Origin of the sequence: Bacillus sp. FSL R5-0434 (assembly GCF_038004745.1) — a bacterium.
GTDB lineage: Bacteria > Bacillota > Bacilli > Bacillales > Bacillaceae > Bacillus > Bacillus halotolerans.
Genome location: NZ_JBBORV010000001.1, coordinates 1,659,732 through 1,678,654, shown reverse-complemented (window position 1 = coordinate 1,678,654; position 18,923 = coordinate 1,659,732). Strand labels below are relative to the sequence as shown.

Sequence of the window (18,923 nt, the reverse complement as noted above, 5' to 3'; positions counted from 1 at the left end):
CTCGTCAGACCCCCTACATTTGCATTCTCATAATCTCCTGGTATGCTTCCACAGCTTTGTTGCGGAACTCAGTTGCAGCAGTCAGAGAGATGCTTGCTTTTTGAGCGGCGATCATGACCTCATCAAGATTCACATCTTTTCCTGCAGCCAAGGCATTAGTCATATTGTCAGAAGCTACTTGGGACTCATTTAACGAACTTATAGAGTTTTTTAAAAGCTCCGAAAAGCTTGTTTGATTTGAAGAGTCTGTTTTTTGGCTATTGTTTAATTGATTTGTTGCATTTTGAGTGTTTTGAGTATTTTGAACCTGAAAAGGAGAAATTGCATTGATCACATTCATCACCTTACTTTCCGATTTCTAGAGCCTTCATCAGCATTCCCTTTGAAGCATTCATCGCTGTGACATTGGCCTCATATGATCTCGTGCTGCTGACAAGGTCTACCATTTCTTTTAATGGATCAACATTCGGCTTTTGCACATATCCTTCAGCGTTTGCATCAGGGTCACTCGGATCATAGACCAGATTAAAATCAGAGTTATCTTCAGTGATTTTTGTAACCTTTACCCCATTTCCGACATTGCCGCTTCCGCTCATTTTAGAATTCAAAATCGACGAGAACGATTCACCTTTTGACTGAAGCGAAACCATTTTCCTTCTGTAAGGCACCCACTCACCGTTTACCTGCTTGGCTCTTGTCGTATCCATATTCGCCAAGTTAGACGATACAACATCCATTCTGAGGCGCTGAGCTGTTAAAGCTGATGCTGAAACATTTAAGCTTTGAAAAGATGTCATTATTTTCCTCCTGTTAGCACGGTCTTCAGAGAATTGAATTTGCCGTTCATTCTTTCAACTAAAGCTTGATAGTTAATCTGATTTTCAGCTAGTTCTGTCATCTCTTTGTCAACGTCAACGTTATTTCCGTTTTGCTGATAAGATGTATCTCCGCTCGTTACAATTGAATAATTTGAATCAGCATCAGAAAAAGCAACATGCCGATAGTCCGTTTTTATAGATTCGAGACGAGAGGATTCTTGATCTAATAAATTTTGGAAAGAGACTTTTTTCGCCTTATAGTTCGGTGTATCTATATTAGCAATATTATTAGTTATGACTTTTTGCTTAATATTCGCTCTACCCAAGGCATTTTCAAGATTTTGTATCGTTCCAGAAAATAAGCTCAAATCCACTTACCTCCATTTCAGTTTTTTTCACCCTCAATATCCTTGTCGAGATTTGTAAAACCATATGCTTATTGTAAGAAATAACAGGCATAAAGTCTATGAAGTTCGTGTAAAAAAATGTCCTCATATATATCTATTTTACAACTAGGTACATAGTCCTAGATTATTTGAACTATGTTTTTTACATTGATATAAGGCTGAAAATAGCTGAATTTCTGTATTTTCCCCATTTATTTCGTCATTTTTCTGTTTTTATGAAGAAAATAATAAACTTTATTAAAAGTATTACAAAGAAAGACTTTTCGCCCAGGAAATAAAGCTTATTGATTTCCTTTATTTGAATAAAAAAAAGAACCCCTTTTTAAGAGGTTCTTCTATTCATTAATGGGATTTCAGATTTTCTAATTCAATCAGGAATTTGTTGTTCAGCACTTTGATATAAGTACCCTTCATTCCTAATGATCTTGATTCAATTACACCGGCGCTTTCAAGCTTTCTGAGTGCGTTAACAATAACTGAGCGGGTAATGCCGACACGGTCTGCAATCTTACTTGCAACAAGGAGACCTTCGTTTCCGTCAAGCTCTTCAAAGATGTGTTCAATTGCTTCAAGCTCACTATAAGAAAGAGAGCTGATTGCCATTTGTACGACTGCTTTGCTTCTTGCTTCTTCTTCAATTTCTTCTGCTTTTTCTCTCAGAATTTCCATTCCGACAACTGTAGCGCCGTATTCAGCAAGTATTAAATCATCATCATTAAATTGATCCTGTAAACGTGAAAGAATGAGTGTACCTAATCTTTCTCCGCCTCCGATGATCGGCACAATTGTTGTTAAACCAGCTTGGAACAAGTCTCTGTTTTCAACAGGGAAAGCAGTATACTCACTGTTGATATCCAGGTTAGAAGATGTTTCAGGGACGTTGAACAGATTCTTCGTATATTCCTCTGGGAATTGGCGATCTTCAAGCATTTTTTTCATACGGTCATTTTCAATTTGCTGGTTGATAGAGTAACCGAGCAGTTTTCCTCTGCGGCTCACAACGAAAATATTGGAATCAATTACATCCCGAAGCGTTTCCGCCATTTCTTTAAAGTTAACCGGTTTCCCTGCCGCAGCTTGCAGCATGGAGTTAATAATTCTTGTTTTTTGTAATAAAGCCATGATAAATGATCCTCCTAAACATTCCTCTTATTAAATTTTCACAATATAAATTGACTTAAATCTTTGTTTTTAGCTATCGTTCCGAGCTTTTCTTCCACATACTGCGGTGTAATCGTTATGTTCTCCATTGTTACATCCGGAGCTTCAAAAGAGAGATCTTCTAACAGACGTTCGAGTATTGTATGAAGGCGTCTCGCACCGATATTATCTGTTTCCTGGTTCACATGATAGGCGACTTCAGCAATCTTATGAATAGCTTCGTCAGAAAATTCAAGAGATATACCCTCTGTCTGCAATAATGCCTGATATTGTTTCAAGAGCGCGTTATCGGGTTCAACTAAAATTCTCACGAAATCGTCAACCGTCAGTTTGCTCAGTTCTACACGAATTGGAAAACGCCCTTGCAGTTCAGGAATCAGATCAGACGGTTTGGCCATATGAAATGCTCCCGCTGCAATAAACAATACATGGTCTGTTTTAACTGAACCGTATTTAGTGACAACGGTAGAACCCTCAACGATTGGGAGAATATCACGCTGAACACCTTCTCTTGATACATCAGCTGAAGATGACGCGCCACCGTTTTTTGCAATTTTATCAATCTCGTCGATAAAGATAATTCCGCTCTCTTCTGCCCGATGGACAGCTTCCTGGCTGACTTCATCCATATCGATGAGTTTACTTGCCTCTTCATTCGTCAGGACTTTTCTGGCTTCTCTGACTGTCATTTTACGGCGTTTCTTTTTCTTTGGCATCAATCCGCTCAGTGCATCCTGCATATTCATGCCCATCTGCTCCATACCCGAGCCCTGCAGCATGTCAAACATAGAAGGCTGCTGCTCTTCAACTTCTACAGTAACATAGTGGTCTTCAAGCTCTCCTAATGCCAGCTGATGAGCCATGCGTTTTCTTTTTTCTTCAATGTTTGCTTCTTCCTGGCTTTCCGTTTCGTCCTCGCCGTTTGGCTGGCTGCCGCCGAAAAACATTTCAAACGGGTTTTTAACGCCTGATTGTTTTTTCTTCCCTGGAACTAGCAGGCGAACAATGCGTTTGTTAGCATTTTCTTCTGCCTGCTCCTTCACTTCGTTGATTTTTTCTTCCTTTATAAGACGAACAGAAGTTTCCACAAGGTCTCTGACCATTGATTCAACGTCTCTGCCTACATAGCCGACTTCTGTAAATTTTGTTGCTTCAATTTTGATAAATGGCGCACCAGAAAGCTTAGCGATTCGTCTGGCAATTTCAGTTTTCCCTACCCCGGTAGGCCCCATCATTAAAATGTTTTTCGGAACGACCTCGTCTTTCAGCTTTTCATCCAGGAGACTTCTTCTATAGCGGTTTCTTAATGCCACGGCGACAGCTTTTTTCGCGTTTTGCTGACCGACGATGTATTGGTCTAACCGATCTACAATCTGTCTTGGTGTTAACGGTTTTTTTTCCATGCGCCTCAAGTCCTTTCTATTCAAGCTCTTCCAGTATGATTTGATCGTTCGTGTATACACAAATTTCGCCCGCTGTTTCCAGCGCAGCTCTAGCAATCTCACTTGCAGTCATGCTCTCCCCGGCATGCTTTTTCAGCGCTCTTCCGGCTGCCAAAGCGTAATTGCCGCCTGATCCAATTGCCAGAATGCCGTCATCCGGCTCGATAACCTCACCAGTTCCCGATACGAGAAGCAAGGTATCTTGATTCATAACGATCAGCATGGCTTCAAGCTTTCTAAGCACTTTGTCGCTTCGCCATTCCTTTGCAAGCTCAACAGCAGCCCGTTTTAAATTGCCATTATATTCTTCAAGTTTCGCTTCGAACTTTTCGAATAGAGTGAAAGCGTCTGCAACAGATCCCGCAAATCCTGCGAGAACCTTGCCGTTAAACAGTTTTCTTACTTTTCTCGCAGTATGTTTCATTACAACAGCCTGACCAAATGTAACTTGACCGTCTCCGGACATTGCGCTTCGTCCCTTATGCTGTACTGCAAAGATTGTGGTCGCATGAAAAGATGACATAAAGGGCCTCCTTTAATTTTTCTTAAAAGCTCTTGGATGGTGAGACATATATGTGTTTCTCAACATTTCCTTCGAAACGTGCGTGTATATCTGTGTCGAAGACAGATTGGAATGCCCGAGCAGTTCTTGAACGCTCCTCAAATCTGCTCCTTCGTTTAATAGATGAGTGGCGAACGTATGTCGAAGCATATGCGGATGGATATGTAAAGTGCCGGACGCTTTTTTGACAAGCCCGCTTAAAATGTGCCTAATGCCTCGGGCTGTAAGCGGTCCGCCTCTTTGATTCACGAATAATAGATCATGAGGTTCTTTTGCTTTTTTCAGCAAGCACTGTCTTCCGCTATTCATATATAACTTCAACGCTTCGCGGGCGTAAGACCCAAAAGGGATATAACGCTGCTTCTTGCCTTTCCCGTGAACAAGCACTGTATCCATAAATAAATCAAGATCGTGAACACTTATGGAAGAGCATTCACTGACCCTCATTCCGGTGGCATAGAGAAGCTCTAATAGCGCTTGATCCCTCATGCCGGTCGGCTGGCTTATATCTGAAACTTCAAACAGTTCCTCAAGCTCTTTTTGATATAGAAACTTCGGTATCCGTTTCTCTTGTTTCGGCAGATGAACAAGCTGGAACGGATTATCATCAATTAGCTTTTCTCGCATCAGAAATTTGTAAAAGCTTCTCAATGCAGAAATTTTTTTGCTGATTGTTCTTCTCGATAAACCCTTTTCATAGGCTTCCGTCAAAAAAATTCTAGTATCTTGATATGCAACTTTTTCAAATCCATTTATACCTTGAACGCGCAGGAAAGTCTCGAATTCTTCAATTGAATCCACATAATTCACAATAGTATATTGTGAATAATTTTTTTCAATTTGTAAATATTCAACGAATAACTTTACGAAATTCTTAACATTCTCCATGCCAAATACCTCCCCAGGAAGGGCTTTTAAATGGTATCACAAATCGCGATCAAGTTGCAATCAATACCTATATTGTTTTCGAAATTGTTTGAATTGTCTCGATCGCCCGATTTGCGTACTGTTCATTACGCTCTTTTTTATTTTTAATTTTAACAGGCAAATCTTTCAAAAGCCCAAAGTTTGCATTCATTGGCTGGAAGTTCTTCTGGTTTGTTGTTGTAATATAGTGAGCCATACTGCCTATTGCTGTTTCCTGAGGAAAAGTGACAAGCTCTTCTCCTAAAACAAGTTTAGCCGCATTAATACCTGCTACAAGCCCAGAAGCAGCCGATTCCACATATCCTTCTACTCCCGTCATTTGTCCTGCGAAGAACAAATCGTTCCGTTTTTTAAATTGGTAAGTCGGTTTTAACAAGCTTGGAGAATTAATGAATGTATTTCTGTGCATAACACCGTATCTGACGATGTCCACATTTTCAAGTCCAGGAATCAATTTGAGGACTTCCTTTTGGTCTCCCCATTTTAAATGAGTTTGGAATCCTACAATATTATAGAGAGTTCCCGCCGCATCATCCTGTCTGAGCTGAACGACTGCATATGGACGTTTTCCGGTAACAGGATGCTCTAATCCCACTGGCTTCATCGGTCCGAAAAGCATTGTTTTCTTTCCTCGTTTTGCCATTACTTCAATCGGCATGCAGCCCTCAAAGAAAATCTCTTTTTCAAACTCTTTTAACGGCACAGTTTCCGCTGATGTCAAAGCTTCATGAAAACGGTCAAACTCTTCTTCTGTCATCGGGCAGTTTAGATAAGCCGCTTCTCCCTTGTCATAACGGGATTTCAAATACACTTTATCCATGTCAAGGCTGTCTTTCTCTACGATAGGCGCCGCTGCATCATAGAAGTATAAATAGTCCTCTCCAGTAAGCTCTTTTAACTGTGCAGACAGTGATTCTGAAGTTAACGGACCAGTTGCGATAATCGTTGGTCCTTCAGGTATTTCTGTTACTTCTTCATTAACGACGGTAACATTGGGATGGTTTTTCACCCGGTTTGTCACACTTGCCGCAAATTCATGCCGGTCTACAGCGAGTGCGCCGCCGGCAGGCACTGAGCATTCGTCAGCCGCAGCAATAATTGCCGAATCAAGCGCACGCATTTCTTCTTTTAATACACCTACAGCGTTAGCAAGTGTATTGGAGCGTAAAGAGTTGCTGCATACCAGTTCTGCAAATTTATCAGTATGATGGGCAGGTGTCTGTTTGACTGGGCGCATTTCATATAATCTGACTTGAATCCCCCGTTTGGCAAGCTGCCACGCCGCTTCACTGCCTGCGAGTCCGGCTCCGATTACATTCACTGTTTGTTGGTTCATCTTTCACATCTCCTAGTTTATTATTCATTGTCTTCTTTTAACACACAAAGAAGGTGAGCAAGACCCTGCTCACCGCTACTTCTGTGGTTCTTCCTTATAATCGCATTCCACGCATTGGACTTGTATGCCTTTTTTGAGCTTTTTCTCAACAAGCATTTTTCCGCATTTCGGACATTTTCGTTCAATTGGTTTGTCCCAGGAAACGAATTCACAGTCCGGATAACGGTCACAGCCGTAAAAAACCCGTTTCTTTTTCGATTTTCGCTCAACAATATTTCCTTCTCCGCAGCTCGGACACTTCACACCGATTTGTTTGACAATCGGCTTTGTATTCCGGCAATCGGGGAAATTGGAGCAAGCTAAGAATTTACCGTATCGGCCCATTTTATACACCATAGGAGAACTGCACAATTCACAATCTTCTCCGGCATATTCCGGTTCAATTTCTACTTCCTTCATTTCTGATTCGGCTTTTTTCACGCGCTTTTCAAAATCGGTATAGAAGTTATCAATAATCTGTACCCATTCTATATTGCCTTCCTCAACATTATCAAGGTCTTTTTCCATTTTTGCCGTAAACTCAACGTTAATGATTTCAGGGAAAAATTCCATGATCAGCTCAAGCACGATCTGCCCTAATTCTGTGGGAACAAACCGTTTATTATCCAGACCAACGTACCCGCGCCGCTGAATCGTATCAAGCGTCGGAGCATAAGTGGAAGGACGGCCGATCCCGAGTTCTTCAAGCGTTTTAACCAAACGGGCCTCAGTATAGCGCGGAGGCGGCTGGGTAAAATGCTGTTCCGGTTCTATGTCCTTAGATAAAACAGTGTCTCCCTCTTGCAAGTCAGGCAGCATCCGGTCTTTTTCTTCCAATTGATCGTCTTTGCCTTCAACATACACTTTCATAAAGCCGGAAAACTTGACTTTACTTCCGTTTGCACGAAAAGTCAAACCGTTGTTTGTCAAATCAACACTCATTGTATCTAAGACAGCAGATGCCATTTGGCTGGCAACAAAACGTTCCCAAATTAATTTATACAGTCTCAGCTGATCTCTGCCAAGGACTGCTTTTAATTCGCTTGGTTTTCTGAGAACCGACGTCGGGCGGATCGCTTCGTGGGCATCCTGAGCATTTTCATTCTTTTTAGCGGGCTTTCTTTTGCCGCCTAAGTACTCTTTTCCGTACGTTTGATCAATAAACGCTGCCGCTTCATCAACTGCTGTATTGGAAATGCGGGTTGAATCCGTTCTCATATATGTGATCAGACCGACAGTTCCTTCTTTTCCAAGATCAATTCCTTCATATAATTGCTGCGCAATCATCATCGTTTTCTTCGCTCTGAAATTGAGCTTACGCGCTGCTTCCTGCTGAAGGGTGGAAGTTGTAAATGGCAAGGCCGGATTACGTTTACGTTCCTTTTTAGTTACTTTTTCAACTGTATACTTATTGCCTTTGAGCTGAGAAAGTATGTCCTTTACATCCGCTTCACTCTTTAAAGGGAGTTTTTTGCCGTTTTTACCGAAAAAGCCCGCTTCAAACGTCTCCTGTCCTTTTAAGAACGTGCCGTCTATTGTCCAATATTCCTCTGGCTTAAAGTCGTTAATTTCCTTTTCACGATCAATAATTAAACGGAGGGCAACAGATTGAACACGGCCAGCGCTGAGTCCTTTTTTGACTTTTTTCCAAAGGATTGGGCTGATTTTATATCCGACGAGCCTGTCTAATATACGTCTCGCCTGCTGTGCATCCACCAAATCCATATTGATCATGCGGGGATGCTTAAATGATTCTTTAATTGCATCTTTCGTAATTTCGTTAAACACAACACGGCAGTCTGAATGAAGATCTAAATCAAGGCTGTGGGCCAAGTGCCATGCAATCGCTTCCCCTTCTCTGTCGGGGTCGGCTGCGAGATAAACTTTTTTAGCTTTTTTGGCAGCCGTTTTCAGCTCTTTTAGTACCGGACCTTTACCTCGAATGGTTATATATTTCGGTTCGAAATTTTGTTCTATGTCAACTCCCATTTGACTTTTTGGAAGATCCCGGACATGTCCCATTGATGCTTTCACTTTATATTTTTTACCTAAGTAACGTTCAATCGTTTTCGCCTTAGCGGGCGATTCCACGATGACTAGATAATCAGACATTTTCATCCCCCTCAAGAGGTGTTCTCTCTCTTCAAGTATTTCAAATTTTATTTTATATTTGCAGCTGTCTTTATTTGGCTTTCAACATTTCATTCTTTATGATGAACGTCATTATTTAAATACAAAACAATATGCAACTTTAAATCCTCACTATTATTAAATATTACAACGCTGTTTGTCAAACGATAATTCAAAAGGGTTCCGTATATTGAACGTTTTTCTCCGGAAGCTCTGCATAAATATCCTCTGCTGACCATATGGCTTTAGCCCCCTCTTGAATCAATTTTATAGGACCTCCGGCGTAAGGATCAAATACAGAACCGGGTACGGCAAATACTTCTCTCCCTTGTTCCAGCGCTTGGTATGCGGTAATCAAAGAACCGCTTTTTTCTTTGCCCTGCACAACAATAATGCCCTCACTTAACCCGCTAATGATACGGTTTCTCATAGGGAAATGCCATTTTTGGGGTTTGGTTTCAGGTGGATGCTCTGACAGAAGAAGATGGTGTTTAGCCATGTGTTCTGCTAATTGAAGATTTTCTCGAGGATAAATGTTCTGAAATCCGCCTGCGATGACTCCGATTGTCCGCCCCTTTGCCTTAATACTTGCAGCATGGGACAATCCGTCAATCCCAGACGCCAGCCCGCTGACAATCACCCACTTTTTATGGCAAAGCTCTATTGTAAGATGATTGACAACCTGAATTCCATAGGCTGTCGGATGTCTCGTACCTACAATTCCTATTTTTCTCCCTTGAGAAAGAAGGGATATATCACCTTTTGCAAACAGCACGGGAGGCGGATCATAAATGGTTTTCAGCCAGAATGGATATTGATCTGAGGATATTGGGATGACATTAATGCCTTGCTGATGATATACAGAGAGTAAATGCTGAAGTTTTGGATATTGTTCTTCTATTTTATTTTTTAGTGCCGCAGCCTTTACTTTGCCGCGCGAAGCTGTTTCTAATGCACATGAAGGATTTGACAGTGACAATGACGGATCAGCTTTCCACCATTTTAATAGAAGAGACGGGGATAGTAATTGGTTGATTCTGCAAGTGATTAAACAGGCAGCGGCCTGATCCAATATGAGAACCTCCTTTTAACAGCAAAAGCAGGAACAGCCAAGATGGCTGTCCCTTCTCTATTAATGAGTTTTGCACGTTTCAAATAAATTCTTTTCTTTCAACACTTTAATTAATGTTTCTCCCATGACAGAAGGTGTCTCTGCAACTTCGATTCCGCATTCATTAAGTGTTTTGATTTTTTCATCAGCCGTGCCTTTTCCGCCGGAAATGATGGCGCCTGCATGTCCCATGCGCTTCCCTGGAGGTGCTGTTTTACCGCCAATGAATCCGACTACCGGTTTTGTCATGTTGGCTTTTACCCACTCAGCAGCTTCCTCTTCAGCTGTGCCGCCGATTTCGCCGATCATGATGACAGCGTGTGTTTCAGGATCTTCGTTAAACGCTTTTAAAACGTCAATGAAGTTGGTTCCATTTACAGGATCGCCGCCGATTCCAACGGCTGTAGACTGTCCTACACCCGCTTCTGACAGCTGATGTACTGCTTCGTATGTTAATGTTCCTGAACGCGATACAACGCCTACATGACCCTTTTTATGGATATATCCGGGCATAATGCCGATTTTACATTCATCAGGCGTGATGACGCCAGGACAGTTCGGTCCTATTAATCTCGTTTTCTTGCCTTCCATGAAGCGTTTCACTTTTACCATATCTAAAACCGGGATATGCTCTGTGATGCAAATGACCAGATCAAGCTCCGCATCTACCGCTTCCATAATTGCATCAGCTGCAAACGGTGCCGGAACATAGATAACAGACGCATTTGCGCCAGTCGTATGAACTGCATCAGCCACTGTATTAAATACAGGTACCCCTTCCACTTCAGTTCCGCCTTTTCCAGGTGTCACACCGCCCACGATATTTGTGCCGTATTCAAGCATCTGCTTCGTATGGAATAAAGCGGTAGAACCTGTAATTCCTTGTACAATAACTCTTGTATCTTTATTGATAAAAACACTCATTATTTGGTCCCCTGCCTTTCATTCTTTCCTATACTAAAGATACGATTTTCTGCGCGCCGTCAGCCATGGATTCCGCAGATGTAATATTTAATCCTGATTCACTAAGGATTTTCTTCCCTAGATCCACGTTTGTTCCTTCAAGACGGACGACAAGCGGCAATGTTAAACCGACTTGTCTTGTCGCTTCAACAACCCCTTCTGCGATGACATCACATTTCATAATGCCTCCGAAAATGTTGACGAAAATCCCTTTAACATTTTGATCAGAAAGAATGATTTTAAATGCTTCCGTGACTTTTTCTGCGGTTGCGCCGCCCCCGACATCAAGGAAGTTGGCCGGTTCTCCTCCATAATGTTTAATGATATCCATCGTGGACATTGCTAGTCCAGCGCCGTTTACCATGCATCCGATATTTCCATCAAGGGAAATGTAGCTCAGATCGTATTTAGACGCTTCAATTTCTTTTGGATCTTCTTCGTCCAAATCTCTGTATTCCATAATATCTTTTTGTCTGTATAATGCGTTGCTGTCAAAATTTAGTTTCGCATCAAGCGCCATCACATTCCCGTCTCCAGTTACAACGAGAGGATTGATTTCGGCGATTGAGCAGTCTTTCTCAACAAACGCTTTGTATAGTCCAAGCATAAATTTAGCAGCTTTCCCCACAAGCTCTTTTGGAATATTGATAGCGAATGCAATTTCTCTAGCTTGATAGCCTTGGAGGCCAACAGCCGGATCAATGACAGCCTTTTTGATTTTTTCCGGTGTTTTCTCTGCTACTTCTTCAATTTCTGTTCCGCCTTCTTCAGAGGCCATCAGAACAATTCTTGAAGTGGCACGGTCAAGCACTAACCCCACATAGTATTCCTTTTTAATATCGCAGCCTTCTTCAATAAGTAAGCGTTTTATTACTTGCCCGTCCGGACCCGTTTGATGCGTAACGAGGGTCTTACCTAAAAGTTCTTCGGCATACGCTTTTACTTCGTCTAATGATTTTGCTATTTTTACCCCACCAGCTTTGCCTCGACCGCCAGCATGAATTTGAGCCTTTACGACATAAACCGAGCTGGATAAGCTCTTTGCTTTTTCAACTGCTTCTTCTGCTGTAAAAGCCACTTTACCTTCAGGAACAGATACCCCATATTTTCTGAGGACTTCTTTTCCCTGGTACTCATGGATATTCATTTCCCATCCTCCTAACTTATGTAACAAAACTAAAAATAGACTGCGCTTTCATTCTATATAATACTGGAAGAATTGTCTAGAGTTCGATGCAAAATCTTAAAATCCTTCTAAACATTCAAACTTTTATTTTATTAAAAACATAAATTTCAAGCGGAGAATGGGGAATATTTTAGCTATTTTTTATTTTTTACACTTTCGTCCAATCTGTAAATGAAAGAAAAAATCTCGGCTACTGTTTCATAAAGTGCTTCCGGGATCTGGTCATCTACAGTCAAATGGCGCATTAATTCGACAAGGGTCCGATCTTCTTGGATCGGGACCCCCGCCTTTTTAGCTTCTTTGATAATGTTGTCAGCAACATGGCCCTTCCCGGTTGCAATTACTCTTGGCGCCTTGTCTATTTTTTCGTCATAATGGAGAGCTATGGCTTTTCTTAAAGGCGTTTGCTCGTTCATATTTTCACATCCACTCCCTGATCACTGATGCTTGTTATGTATTGATCAATTGTAGCCTTTTCATCAGATTGAAGGCGTTTTTTAGCGTTAACTCCTGAAAGACTGTAGCCCATTTCTTTGAGCGATTGCTTGAGGGCGGGCACCATCGGATCGATTGCCGGCTGAAGTTCAAAGTCCGTCTCAATTGTAATCGTCATGACTTGCTGCTGTATCAGGCAGTCAACAACTGTTTCTTTTAACGTATCTAATTGCAGTAAAAACAAGAGCCGGCAATGGGAAGGATCGAGCTTTCCATCCGCTTCTTTTTGTCCTTTAAACAGAACAGTCATGTCCTGAACCCCCGATTTTGAAAACATCGGAAATGACATCACAATTTGGCTGTAGGAAGGATGATCCTGCTGCATGAGAAGCTGACCGTTTAATTTATGGAAGAGCTGATCCGCTTCCTGTTTGACAGGTTCCGCTAACTCATGTGACGCTCTGGCAGCATGAAGAGCCATCTTAACTGATTGAATATCATCGGGCAGCACTGCGGCACCTTGTTCAAACGCTTTAATAAAAGCAAGCTCATCTCGAGCGCCTATTGCCATTTTCACTTTGGATAAGAAGGAAAGAACATCTGCCTTATCCGCCAAATTAGGAGCTGTCTGCTGAACAGCCTTTAAAAACACTTCTGCTTCTTGATCCGTGACTTGCGCGGCCTGCAAAGCAGATGCTGCTGACTCAGGCTTATTTTGACTAGAGGAAACAACAGCCTTTATCCAATTCGCTGCTTCTTTTACGATTGGATTGCCGTTTTTATCCGCAGCTTCCGTCAGTGTGGCCAGCAGCCTTCCTGCCTCTTTCATTGGAATGTCTGAGACAGTTTTAGCGGCACCGTCTCGTGTGTTTCGCTGCTGCTCCTGCGGGTTTGCAGGCGCCCAGTCTGCCTTTCCTGCGGAGCCGTCTGCTGCGCTAAGCTCCCGGTTTCCAGCTGTACTGACTGAAGAGGCAGATCTGTTATGATCCGTTAACGAGATAAGCTTCTCGATAAGACGTTCTGCATGGACATCTGTTTCGCTATTAAAAAGTGCCGTAACGGCTTCTTTTAGCTTTGTCAGCGCCTGGCTCGGCTGAGGATTTTGATGAATAGCCTGAATCAGCTGAGATAAGTGCTGATGGAGCGGTACAGGCGATTTGACAGCATGAACTCCGCTCAAAACATCGGGGTGAACGGGAAGATCCCGCTTTAAGGCAAATAAAACTGTTTCGATGGCTTTTTTTGTGTCTGTCGCATGCAGCGTGTCCATCCAGCGGAAGGCTGTTTTGATATCATTTTCTGTGATGGGTGTTTTGCTTTTCAGCATTGCGCCTGCCAGCATAAGGGATGCGTTTGACGGCTTCACTGAAATAGCGTTCAGAAGCTTGCCCGCTGCATCCTGAATGGTTTTCGGTTTTTGGTCAAAGCTTTGAACAACCTGGAGACGGCCTGTCTGTTCCGCTGTTTTTTTTTCGTAGGAAAACCAGTAATACGCCTGAGGGCGAAGCTGGGTTTCAAGTTTGCCTTGAATCGTTTGATTCCCTACTTGGATCAGTGCATGCTGGTCCCCTAATAAACGAAGCACTTTTCCTAAAAGGAGACGCTTTACGGTATTTGATTCGTCGGTTGTATTTGATGTTTCCTGCGGAGCTGCAGTGTTTCCAAAAAGGTTTTTGAGCGCCTGCTGTACATCATTTCGTATGTTCATTTCAAAAGGTGCCTCCTTGTCCATTAGATTATCTGTAAGATTGAACAGGAGCGAAAGTTTTCCGGTGCAAGTCGGTCGGTCCATAAGCTGCGAGCGCTTCAAGATGCTCTTTTGTCCCATAGCCTTTATTTTTTTCAAAGCCGTACTGCGGATATTTTTCGGCATATGCGCTCATCATCCGGTCTCTCGTTACTTTCGCAATACACGCACCTGCTGCGATAGACACGCTTTTGGCATCACCTTTTATAATTGAAGACTGAGACGTATCGAGCGGCAGTGTCATCGCGTCAACGAGCAAATAATCGGGTGTATCGGACAAATCGCGGATTGCTTCGACCATTGCCAATTTTGAGGCTTCATAAATATTGATCTCATCAATAACAGCTGCTTCTACAATTCCTATGCCGACTGCCACAGCTTCTTTCATAATGAGATCGTAATATTCCTCACGCTTTTTTTCTGTAAGCTTTTTTGAGTCTGTGAGCCCAAGTATTTCGCATTCCTCAGGAAGGATGACTGCGCTGGCGACAACCGGCCCTGCCAATGGGCCCCGGCCTACTTCGTCTACTCCTGCAATAAAACGAAACCCCTTGTTTCTCGCAAGCCTTTCATAGGAGGTCATATTCACCCACTGTTCTTTTAGCGCTTTTTCCTTTGCGTGCTTTTTCAGCCATTGCTCTACAAGCGCTTGTACGCTTTTTCTCGGATCATTTTCACATTGGGCAAGAAATGGGTCCTGGTCATCTCTTACCTCTTGCAGACGGTCTCTAATGTCTTTTACGGTTAATGTATTCACTTTCTCTTCTCCCTTACTGTATGTATCGGTCCTGTCAGGAAAAAATAAAGACCCGCATTTCTGCGCGTCTTTACATCGTCGGCTGTTCGAATGACAGCCTCCCGAACTTTTCTGTGCGGATATCACGAATGATCACTTCAGTCGTTTTATCGTAGTTAATAAGCCCACCGCTCATGAGGCAGCCGCGTTTTTCACCTATTGCATCAAACAGCTCCGCGATGTCTTCGGGTATCTCATCGAGCCCGTAGCGTTCTTTAAGCCGTTCAGGATAATGTTCTTCGAGAAAACGGAGGCCAAACACGGCAACATCCTGAAGATTGATAATCGAGTCTTTAATAGCCCCTGTGACTGCCAGCCTCAATCCGACAAGCTCGTCCTCAAATTTAGGCCATAAAATCCCCGGAGTGTCTAAAAGCTCTAATTCTTTTCCGACTTTGACCCATTGCTGAGATGTTGTGATACCCGGTCTGTCTCCGGTTTTCGCAATGTTTTTCTTTGCCAGCCGGTTGATAAGCGTTGATTTTCCGACGTTCGGAATGCCGATGATCAGCGCCCGGATCGCTCTTGGCTTTACACCTTTTGCTCTCATCCGGTCAAATTTCTCCTGCAGGATATCTTTTGAAGCCGGAACGATTTGATTTAATCCTTGGCCATTTACAGAATTAATAGACAGAGAGCGGATTCCTTGGTTCTCAAAGTGCTCTTTCCACTGCTGTGTGACTGCCGCATCTGCTTTGTCAGCTTTATTTAACAGCATAATTCTCGGCTTATTTTTCAAGATGTCTTCAATCATTGGGTTTCTTGATGACATCGGGATTCTGGCATCTACCAATTCATATACAATATCGATTAATTTTAATTTTTCGGTTACTTCCCGTCTTGCCTTTGCCATATGGCCAGGGAACCATTGGATTGTCATGTGACACGAACACCGCCTTTATCTTCTGAGTGTGCAAGATTCTTAGTTGTTCTTTATGTATTTTACGATGCCTGACCGGCATTTTCAAATTCTGTATAAAAAAAGAGCTTGTTACTGGTAACAAGCTCTTTTCGTTCGTTATCATTATCGTCTGATTTCTTTAATACGAGCCGCTTTTCCGCGAAGTTCACGCAGGTAGTAAAGCTTAGCACGGCGTACTTTACCGTAACGTACAACTTCGATTTTCGCGATTTTTGGTGTGTGTACAGGGAAAGTACGTTCAACGCCAACACCGTAAGAAATCTTACGAACTGTGAACGTTTCGCTGATTCCACCACCACGACGCTTAATCACAACACCTTCAAAGATCTGGATACGCTCACGGTTACCCTCAACAACTTTTACGTGTACACGTAAAGTGTCACCAGGACGGAATGTAGGAAGATCAGTACGAAGCTGTTCTTTTGTGATATCTTCAATTAGTTTTTGCATCGTTTTCAACTCCTTCCAACAGATGCTCTTGGCCTCAAAACCCGGCACAGCGGAACATCGTTTTCAAGCTTTCAACGGATAAGCCCGTTCAAGCCACAAGTAGTATCTTATCACAATTTCATAGCCTATGCAATAAAATCTATTCTTTTTCCCATTCAGAAATCCATTTTCTTGCTTGCTCTGTAAGCGGATAGTCTTTCAGAAGATCCGGGCGTCTTAAATAGGTTCTTCTGATCGATTCTTTATTCCGCCATTCTTTGATTTTAGCATGGTTTCCTGATAGAAGTGTTTCAGGCACTTTTAAACCTTTATAATCTGCCGGTCTTGTATAATGCGGATGCTCCAAGAGCCCCGTACTGAACGAATCCTCTATATGGGAAGCCTCTTTGCCAAGCACACCCGGAAGCAGCCTGACGACACTGTCAGCAATCATCATCGCAGGCAGCTCACCGCCTGTCAGAACGAAGTCGCCAATTGATATTTCATCTGTCACCAAATGCTCGCGGATTCGCTCATCATAGCCTTCATAATGGCCGCAGATAAACAGCAAATGCTCTTCCTTTGCCAATTCCTCGGCTTTTTTTTGTGTGAAACGCTCACCTTGCGGGCAGACGAGGATAACGCGCGGCGGACTGTCGGCTTTTGAGGCCAGATCCTCAACCGCGTCAAAAACAGGCTGAGGCTTCAGAACCATACCTGCTCCGCCACCGTAAGGATAATCATCCACTGTATTATGCTTGTTATCAGAATACTCCCGGAAATTGACGATCTGGAACTGCACTGCTTCTTTTTCTTGGGCTTTTTGAAGAATGGATGAACCGAGCACCCCTTCAAACATTTCAGGAAACAGCGTCAAAAAATCGATTTTCATTCGTCTATTAATCCTTCCATGAGTTGAATCTCAATTTTCTTTTCGCTGACATCAATCTGTTTAACGACTGATTCAATGTAAGGGATCAGCGCGTCTTTTTTACCTTTACGCCCGATTACCCATACATCATTGGCTCCCGGTGTTAAAATTTCTTTCACCTTTCCGATCAGTTCGCCTTCTTCGGTAAAAACTTCACAGCCGATAATTTCGTGGAAATAAAATTCTCCTTCATTCAGCTCACCCAAATCCTCTTCAGGAACTTTGATGATGGCGTTTTTCAGTTCCTCTACTTCATTCAGGCTTTGTCTTTCTTTAAACTGCAGCAGATGAAATTGCTTATGCAGCCTGTACGTGTTTACCGTTACTTCTATCGGTTCTTGGCGTCCGTCCATAAACAAATACAGCGTGTTGCCCGGCTTGTACCGTTCTTCGGCAAAATCCGTTTTTGAAATGACCCGCACCTCGCCTTTAATTCCGTGGGTATTTACAATTTTACCGACATTAAACCATCGCTTTGTCATATGATCACCTCTGGCGAATTTCAATTACTGTTCCGTCTTTTATGACGATGGTGTTTGCTGCTGTTTTCTCATGCCAGTCATCTCCGACTTCAATAGTCAGCAGCGCATCGATTTCCTTTTCTTTCATTTCACTGCCAAGCGGTAATGTATGTACTTGGGTAATTTGAAAATCGATCATTTTCATATTATCTTTTCGTTTTTCTATTGCCTTTTTAAATTGTTCAATTACATCTGGGTTCTGCTGTTCTTTTTCATGTTTTCTAAGCTGAAAATAGAGCTGGCTGCATTCTCGTTCAAGCATTTGCTTCTTTTCTGTGAAAGTAGATAAAAGCTTTTCTTTGCTGCGCTCGGTTAAGACTTGCATAACGGCTACACGGTGAATAATTTGCATCGCACCAAGCTCCCTGCTTTTAAAACTTTTTCAAGACCAGACTTTTCTATCTTGTCTTATCTTCTATCAGTTTACCCGTTTTTTGCGTGTAAAAAAAGGGGAGGTGCCGGCCCTCTCCCTTTTAGTCAAATATTTCAAATTGAACTTTCTTAGAAGACTGTGCGCCAGCTGCAAATACAGCTGTTCGAATCGCTTTTGCAGTCCGGCCTTGCTTCCCGATAACTTTACCGGTATCTGACTTATGAACAGATAAGCGCAGCGCAATCTTTTGATCGGTTTCTTCTCTTATGACCCGAATGTCATCTGGATGATCAACAAGCGGCGTCACAATCGTGACAATCAAATCTTCCAAGTGTTGATCAGTCATTACTTGCCTTGTTTAGCGTTGTGGAATTTTTCCATGATTCCTTGGCTAGAGAACAAGTTGCGAACTGTATCAGATGGTTTCGCTCCAGTTTGAAGCCATTTAAGAGCAAGCTCTTCATCGATTTTTACTTCCGCTGGTTTTGCAACCGGGTTGTAAGTGCCGACTGTTTCGATGAAACGGCCGTCACGCGGTGAACGAGAATCTGCTACAACAATACGATAGAAAGGAGATTTTTTTGCTCCCATACGTTTTAAACGAATTTTTACTGCCATTTTACTAGCACCTCCGAAAATATTTCAACAAGATAGTATATTAACAATGATAAAAGTGTTTGTAAAGTG

22 protein-coding genes are annotated in these 18,923 nt (G+C 42.5%); all 22 read right to left on the bottom strand.

What is annotated here, in order from left to right:
• Positions 1-13: 13 nt before the first annotated feature.
• The 22 genes from fliE to rpsP all read right to left on the bottom strand — a co-directional run bounded on the left by fliE (position 14) and on the right by rpsP (position 18,854).
• Positions 14-334 carry a flagellar hook-basal body complex protein FliE gene (gene fliE, locus NYE43_RS08730; protein ID WP_024121395.1) on the bottom strand — a complete coding sequence of 107 codons (321 nt, stop codon included), beginning with the start codon at positions 332-334 and terminating at the stop codon, positions 14-16.
• A gap of 10 nt (positions 335-344) precedes the next feature.
• Positions 345-797, bottom strand: coding sequence for a flagellar basal body rod protein FlgC (gene flgC / locus NYE43_RS08725; RefSeq protein WP_101861215.1), 453 nt, complete (start codon positions 795-797; stop codon positions 345-347).
• Positions 797-1,186 (bottom strand): flagellar basal body rod protein FlgB, encoded by a 390-nt coding sequence (gene flgB / locus NYE43_RS08720; RefSeq protein ID WP_326323819.1) that lies wholly within the window; start codon positions 1,184-1,186, stop codon positions 797-799. The genes flgC and flgB overlap by 1 nt, the downstream gene beginning before the upstream one ends.
• Before the next feature lie 381 nt (positions 1,187-1,567).
• The gene (gene codY / locus NYE43_RS08715; RefSeq protein ID WP_003220850.1) at positions 1,568-2,347 is read right to left on the bottom strand and encodes a GTP-sensing pleiotropic transcriptional regulator CodY; all 780 of its coding nucleotides are present in this window, start codon (positions 2,345-2,347) and stop codon (positions 1,568-1,570) included.
• Positions 2,348-2,385: 38 nt separating this feature from the next.
• A complete protein-coding gene (hslU, locus tag NYE43_RS08710; protein WP_024121393.1) occupies positions 2,386-3,789 on the bottom strand; it encodes an HslU--HslV peptidase ATPase subunit in 1,404 nt (467 codons plus the stop codon).
• 16 nt (positions 3,790-3,805) lie between these two features.
• Complete coding sequence (gene clpQ / locus NYE43_RS08705; protein ID WP_014663962.1) at positions 3,806-4,351, bottom strand: ATP-dependent protease subunit ClpQ; 546 nt, start codon at positions 4,349-4,351, stop codon at positions 3,806-3,808.
• 12 nt (positions 4,352-4,363) lie between these two features.
• The gene (gene xerC, locus NYE43_RS08700; protein ID WP_127695235.1) at positions 4,364-5,278 is read right to left on the bottom strand and encodes a tyrosine recombinase XerC; all 915 of its coding nucleotides are present in this window, start codon (positions 5,276-5,278) and stop codon (positions 4,364-4,366) included.
• A gap of 67 nt (positions 5,279-5,345) precedes the next feature.
• Entirely contained in the window at positions 5,346-6,653 is a 1,308-nt protein-coding gene (gene trmFO, locus NYE43_RS08695; protein ID WP_101861212.1) for an FADH(2)-oxidizing methylenetetrahydrofolate--tRNA-(uracil(54)-C(5))-methyltransferase TrmFO, read from the bottom strand.
• Between the two features lie 75 nt (positions 6,654-6,728).
• On the bottom strand, positions 6,729-8,804 hold the full coding sequence (gene topA / locus NYE43_RS08690; RefSeq protein ID WP_044155905.1) for a type I DNA topoisomerase: 2,076 nt from the start codon (positions 8,802-8,804) through the stop codon (positions 6,729-6,731).
• Between the two features lie 190 nt (positions 8,805-8,994).
• Positions 8,995-9,894 (bottom strand): DNA-processing protein DprA, encoded by a 900-nt coding sequence (gene dprA / locus NYE43_RS08685; RefSeq protein ID WP_326323818.1) that lies wholly within the window; start codon positions 9,892-9,894, stop codon positions 8,995-8,997.
• Positions 9,895-9,954: 60 nt separating this feature from the next.
• Positions 9,955-10,857 (bottom strand): succinate--CoA ligase subunit alpha, encoded by a 903-nt coding sequence (gene sucD, locus NYE43_RS08680; protein WP_024121388.1) that lies wholly within the window; start codon positions 10,855-10,857, stop codon positions 9,955-9,957.
• Positions 10,858-10,885: 28 nt separating this feature from the next.
• Positions 10,886-12,043 (bottom strand): ADP-forming succinate--CoA ligase subunit beta, encoded by a 1,158-nt coding sequence (gene sucC, locus NYE43_RS08675; RefSeq protein ID WP_003238568.1) that lies wholly within the window; start codon positions 12,041-12,043, stop codon positions 10,886-10,888.
• A gap of 173 nt (positions 12,044-12,216) precedes the next feature.
• Complete coding sequence (locus NYE43_RS08670) at positions 12,217-12,498, bottom strand: FlhB-like flagellar biosynthesis protein (RefSeq protein WP_095713833.1); 282 nt, start codon at positions 12,496-12,498, stop codon at positions 12,217-12,219.
• Positions 12,495-14,225: a hypothetical protein gene (locus NYE43_RS08665; protein WP_341061606.1), complete on the bottom strand. Its 1,731-nt coding sequence runs from the start codon at positions 14,223-14,225 to the stop codon at positions 12,495-12,497. Before NYE43_RS08665 ends, NYE43_RS08670 begins: the two co-directional genes overlap by 4 nt.
• Positions 14,226-14,253: 28 nt before the next feature.
• Positions 14,254-15,021: a ribonuclease HII gene (locus NYE43_RS08660; RefSeq protein ID WP_268509082.1), complete on the bottom strand. Its 768-nt coding sequence runs from the start codon at positions 15,019-15,021 to the stop codon at positions 14,254-14,256.
• Positions 15,022-15,091: 70 nt separating this feature from the next.
• Positions 15,092-15,940, bottom strand: a complete 849-nt coding sequence (gene ylqF / locus NYE43_RS08655) for a ribosome biogenesis GTPase YlqF (RefSeq protein ID WP_010334231.1) — start codon at positions 15,938-15,940, stop codon at positions 15,092-15,094.
• Positions 15,941-16,084: 144 nt separating this feature from the next.
• Entirely contained in the window at positions 16,085-16,432 is a 348-nt protein-coding gene (gene rplS / locus NYE43_RS08650) for a 50S ribosomal protein L19 (protein ID WP_010334229.1), read from the bottom strand.
• Between the two features lie 139 nt (positions 16,433-16,571).
• Complete coding sequence (gene trmD, locus NYE43_RS08645; protein ID WP_101861208.1) at positions 16,572-17,303, bottom strand: tRNA (guanosine(37)-N1)-methyltransferase TrmD; 732 nt, start codon at positions 17,301-17,303, stop codon at positions 16,572-16,574.
• Positions 17,300-17,824 (bottom strand): ribosome maturation factor RimM, encoded by a 525-nt coding sequence (gene rimM / locus NYE43_RS08640; RefSeq protein WP_044155911.1) that lies wholly within the window; start codon positions 17,822-17,824, stop codon positions 17,300-17,302. The genes trmD and rimM overlap by 4 nt, the downstream gene beginning before the upstream one ends.
• 4 nt (positions 17,825-17,828) lie before the next feature.
• Positions 17,829-18,215, bottom strand: a complete 387-nt coding sequence (locus NYE43_RS08635; RefSeq protein ID WP_024121382.1) for a YlqD family protein — start codon at positions 18,213-18,215, stop codon at positions 17,829-17,831.
• A 121-nt stretch (positions 18,216-18,336) separates the two neighbouring features.
• Positions 18,337-18,582: a KH domain-containing protein gene (locus NYE43_RS08630; RefSeq protein ID WP_024121381.1), complete on the bottom strand. Its 246-nt coding sequence runs from the start codon at positions 18,580-18,582 to the stop codon at positions 18,337-18,339.
• A complete protein-coding gene (gene rpsP / locus NYE43_RS08625) occupies positions 18,582-18,854 on the bottom strand; it encodes a 30S ribosomal protein S16 (RefSeq protein WP_003220815.1) in 273 nt (90 codons plus the stop codon). Before rpsP ends, NYE43_RS08630 begins: the two co-directional genes overlap by 1 nt.
• Positions 18,855-18,923: the final 69 nt, after the last annotated feature.

Coding starts and splice junctions, on each gene's coding strand:
- flgC (WP_101861215.1), bottom strand. CDS start 797: ATGACATCTTTTCAAAGCTTAAATGTTTCAGCATCAGCTTTAACAGCT.
- codY (WP_003220850.1), bottom strand. CDS start 2,347: ATGGCTTTATTACAAAAAACAAGAATTATTAACTCCATGCTGCAAGCT.
- hslU (WP_024121393.1), bottom strand. CDS start 3,789: ATGGAAAAAAAACCGTTAACACCAAGACAGATTGTAGATCGGTTAGAC.
- clpQ (WP_014663962.1), bottom strand. CDS start 4,351: ATGTCATCTTTTCATGCGACCACAATCTTTGCAGTACAGCATAAGGGA.
- xerC (WP_127695235.1), bottom strand. CDS start 5,278: ATGGAGAATGTTAAGAATTTCGTAAAGTTATTCGTTGAATATTTACAA.
- trmFO (WP_101861212.1), bottom strand. CDS start 6,653: ATGAACCAACAAACAGTGAATGTAATCGGAGCCGGACTCGCAGGCAGT.
- topA (WP_044155905.1), bottom strand. CDS start 8,804: ATGTCTGATTATCTAGTCATCGTGGAATCGCCCGCTAAGGCGAAAACG.
- sucD (WP_024121388.1), bottom strand. CDS start 10,857: ATGAGTGTTTTTATCAATAAAGATACAAGAGTTATTGTACAAGGAATT.
- sucC (WP_003238568.1), bottom strand. CDS start 12,043: ATGAATATCCATGAGTACCAGGGAAAAGAAGTCCTCAGAAAATATGGG.
- NYE43_RS08670 (WP_095713833.1), bottom strand. CDS start 12,498: ATGAACGAGCAAACGCCTTTAAGAAAAGCCATAGCTCTCCATTATGAC.
- NYE43_RS08665 (WP_341061606.1), bottom strand. CDS start 14,225: ATGAACATACGAAATGATGTACAGCAGGCGCTCAAAAACCTTTTTGGA.
- ylqF (WP_010334231.1), bottom strand. CDS start 15,940: ATGACAATCCAATGGTTCCCTGGCCATATGGCAAAGGCAAGACGGGAA.
- rplS (WP_010334229.1), bottom strand. CDS start 16,432: ATGCAAAAACTAATTGAAGATATCACAAAAGAACAGCTTCGTACTGAT.
- trmD (WP_101861208.1), bottom strand. CDS start 17,303: ATGAAAATCGATTTTTTGACGCTGTTTCCTGAAATGTTTGAAGGGGTG.
- rimM (WP_044155911.1), bottom strand. CDS start 17,824: ATGACAAAGCGATGGTTTAATGTCGGTAAAATTGTAAATACCCACGGA.
- NYE43_RS08635 (WP_024121382.1), bottom strand. CDS start 18,215: ATGCAAATTATTCACCGTGTAGCCGTTATGCAAGTCTTAACCGAGCGC.
- NYE43_RS08630 (WP_024121381.1), bottom strand. CDS start 18,582: ATGACTGATCAACACTTGGAAGATTTGATTGTCACGATTGTGACGCCG.
- rpsP (WP_003220815.1), bottom strand. CDS start 18,854: ATGGCAGTAAAAATTCGTTTAAAACGTATGGGAGCAAAAAAATCTCCT.